The 2,534-nt window shown below is 69.7% G+C and carries 3 protein-coding genes; all 3 read right to left on the bottom strand.

The window, feature by feature from the left end:
* Window positions 1–57: 57 nt before the first annotated feature.
* The 3 genes from ribE to V6D00_08790 are packed head-to-tail and all read right to left on the bottom strand — an operon-like array spanning window position 58 to window position 2,420.
* The gene (ribE, locus tag V6D00_08780; GenBank protein HEY9899261.1) at window positions 58–525 is read right to left on the bottom strand and encodes a 6,7-dimethyl-8-ribityllumazine synthase; all 468 of its coding nucleotides are present in this window, start codon (window positions 523–525) and stop codon (window positions 58–60) included.
* A 30-nt stretch (window positions 526–555) separates the two neighbouring features.
* Window positions 556–1,752 carry a bifunctional 3,4-dihydroxy-2-butanone-4-phosphate synthase/GTP cyclohydrolase II gene (locus V6D00_08785; protein ID HEY9899262.1) on the bottom strand — a complete coding sequence of 399 codons (1,197 nt, stop codon included), beginning with the start codon at window positions 1,750–1,752 and terminating at the stop codon, window positions 556–558.
* Window positions 1,753–1,763: 11 nt separating this feature from the next.
* Window positions 1,764–2,420, bottom strand: coding sequence for a riboflavin synthase (locus V6D00_08790; protein ID HEY9899263.1), 657 nt, complete (start codon window positions 2,418–2,420; stop codon window positions 1,764–1,766).
* Window positions 2,421–2,534 lie beyond the last annotated feature (114 nt).

Raw genomic sequence — 2,534 nt, forward strand, 5'->3', positions numbered from 1 at the left:
GGGCGGTCCTCTTCCCCGTCTCCGAGGAGGAGTGAGCCCCGACCAAGACGGTTCCTTCTAGCCGAGCAGGGCGTCCAGGTTGGCCATCTCGATGGCCGAGACGGCGGCCTCCCAGCCCTTGTTGCCCGCCTTGGTGCCGGCGCGCTCGACGGCCTGCTCGATGGTGTCGGTGGTCAGGACCCCGAAGATCACGGGCACGCCGGTCGAGAGCGCGGTGCTCGCCACGCCCTTGGCGACCTCGGCCGAGACGTAGTCGAAGTGGGGGGTCGAGCCGCGGATGACCGCGCCGAGGCAGATCACGGCGTCGTACTGACCCGACTTGGCGAGCTTGCTTGCGACCAGCGGGATCTCGAAGGCGCCGGGCACCCAGACGACGGTCACGTTCTCGTCCTGGCCGCCGTGGCGCTCGATGGCGTCGAGGGCGCCCGACAAGAGGCGGCTGCCGATGAACTCGTTGAACCGGCCGACGACGATGGCGAAGCGGTGATTGCCGGCGAGCAGCTTGCCGCCGATGACCTTGGGCATGGGGGGATCCTTTCGGTGACGGGGCGCTTGCTACGACAGCAGGTGCCCGAGCTTCTCTTCCTTGGTTTCAAGGTACTTGGCGTTGTGGGGGTTGCTCTGGATGCGGATCGGCACCCGCGAGACCACCTCGAGGCCGTAGCCGTCGAGGGCGGCGACCTTGCGCGGGTTGTTGGTCAACAGGCGCATGCGCGTGACTCCCAGGTCCCTGAGGATCTGGGCCCCGATCCCGAAGTCGCGCAGATCCGCCGGGAAGCCGAGGTGGAGGTTGGCCTCGACGGTGTCGAGCCCCTCCTCCTGCAGCCGGTAGGCGTGAATCTTGTTGAGCAGGCCGATGCCGCGGCCCTCCTGCTTGAGGTAGACGAGCACGCCGCGGCCCTCGCGGGCGATCGCCTCCAGGGCGCGATCGCGCTGGGGGCCGCAGTCGCAGCGCAGCGAGCCGAAGGCGTCGCCGGTGAGGCACTCGGAGTGCATGCGCACGAGGGTCCCCTCCTGCTTGGGATCCCCCATGACGAGCGCCACGTGGTGGGAGCCGTTGAGGGTGTTCTCGTAGCCGACGATGGTGAACTCGCCGAACTTGGTGGGGAGCTTGGCCTCCGAGTGGCGCACGACGTAGCGCTCGCGCTCGGCGCGGTAGGCGATCAGCTTGGCGACGCTGGTGACCAGCAGGCCGTGAACCTCGGCGAAGCCCACCAGGTCGCTGAGCCTGGCCATGGTGCCGTCGGGGTTGAGGATCTCGCAGATCACCCCGGCGGGGTTGAGCCCCGCCAGGCGCGCGAGATCGACCGAGGCCTCCGTGTGGCCCGCCCGCACCAGGACCCCGCCCGGCTTGGCGACCAGGGGGAAGATGTGGCCGGGCCGGCGCAGGTCCCCCGGGCGGCTCTCGGGATCGATCACCACCTGGACGGTGCGGGCGCGATCGGAAGCCGAGATGCCGGTGGTGGCCCCGTCCACGGCGTCCACCGAGACGGTGAAGGCCGTGGCGTGGGTGTCGGTGTTGGCCTGGACCATCGGGGAGAGGTCGAGGGCCTCGGCCCGCTCGGGGGTGACGGCCAGGCAGATGAGGCCGCGGCCGTGGGTGGCCATGAAGTTGATGGCCTCGGGGGTGGCGAACTCGGCGGCCATGACCAGGTCGCCCTCGTTCTCGCGGTCCTCGTCGTCCACCACCACGACGATCCTGCCGTCGCGGACGGCCGCGAGGACCTCGGGGATCTCGGCAAAGCGATTCATCAATTAACCAACTATTCTAGAAACCCGCAGCGGGCGAGTTGCTCGTAGCTCAGGCCCCTGGGCGCCAGGGAGGGGGCCTCGCCCCTCTCGAGGAAGCCCGTGAGCATCCGTCGGACGTACTTGGCGATGAGGTCCACCTCGAGGTTGACCGCATCGCCCGGCGAAAGCGACAGCAGGGTGGTCTGGGCGCCGGTGTGGGGGATGAGGGTGACGGTGAAGCCGCTCGACAGGACGTCGTTGACGGTGAGGCTCGTGCCGTCGATGGTGATGGAGCCCTTGGGCACCAGGAAGGCCGCAAGCTCGATCGGCAGCTCGAACTCCAGCCGGTGGGCCTCGCCGAGGCGCCCCTGCGAGACGAGGCGGCCCACGCCGTCCACGTGGCCCGAGACCAGGTGGCCCCCCAGGCGATCGCCCAGGGCCAGCGCCCGCTCGAGATTGAGGCGGCGCCCCGCCTGCCAGGTGCGGGCGGTGGTGACGTCGAGGGTGGACTCGGAGATGTCGGCGGTGAAGCGATCGCCACCGATGGCGGTGGCGGTGAGGCAGATGCCGTTGACCGCCACGCTGTCACCGAGCTCGAGGGTCGGGGCGAGAGTGGGCGCGAGCAGCGTCACCTGGGTGCCGCGCCGCGCCAAGAGGGTCCCGACCTCCTCGACCAAACCGGTGAACATCGATAAAACGTCCTTATCCTCTCGCTCTTGGGGCCATGATACCCGGTGCTTCGTGCCGGGGCAAGGGCGAGGGGGTGGCAGGTCCCCTTCGAAAAGCGCGGCGCGGCCGGCCCC

The sequence above is a fragment of the Pantanalinema sp. genome (genome assembly GCA_036704125.1).
GTDB lineage: Bacteria > Cyanobacteriota > Sericytochromatia > S15B-MN24 > UBA4093 > JAGIBK01.

Excerpts from the sequence above, each read along its gene's own strand:
- ribE (HEY9899261.1), bottom strand. The coding sequence starts at position 525 with ATGCCCAAGGTCATCGGCGGCAAGCTGCTCGCCGGCAATCACCGCTTC.
- V6D00_08785 (HEY9899262.1), bottom strand. The coding sequence starts at position 1,752 with ATGAATCGCTTTGCCGAGATCCCCGAGGTCCTCGCGGCCGTCCGCGAC.
- V6D00_08790 (HEY9899263.1), bottom strand. The coding sequence starts at position 2,420 with ATGTTCACCGGTTTGGTCGAGGAGGTCGGGACCCTCTTGGCGCGGCGC.